At 63.4% G+C, this 268-nt stretch carries 1 protein-coding gene; it reads right to left on the reverse strand.

Annotation, left to right across the window (positions count from 1 at the left end; genetic code table 11):
• On the reverse strand, positions 1-268 hold a 268-nt coding region (locus O4G76_RS20650; protein WP_269398994.1), incomplete at both ends, for a pseudouridine-5'-phosphate glycosidase.

Genomic DNA, 268 nt, shown 5'->3' on the forward strand with positions numbered 1-268 from the left:
CTGCATCGGGTGCTCGCTGCGCCGCGGCTCTGGCGGCCGGGGTATCGAGCCGGTAATCGACCGTGAAGTCGCTCTCGCGGGTGTAGAAGGCGGGCAGATCTTCGGTTTGATAGCCGATCACCGGTACCCCTTGCGTCTCCAGATACTCCAGCGTCAACCCGATATCGAGGATCGACTTGGCTCCTGCGCAGACCACGGCCACCGGCGTCTGGGCCAGCTCCTGCAGATCGGCCGATATATCGAAGGTCTCCTGCGCACCACGATGTAC

The organism is Limimaricola sp. G21655-S1 (assembly GCF_027213785.1).
Classification (GTDB): Bacteria; Pseudomonadota; Alphaproteobacteria; order Rhodobacterales; family Rhodobacteraceae; genus Limimaricola.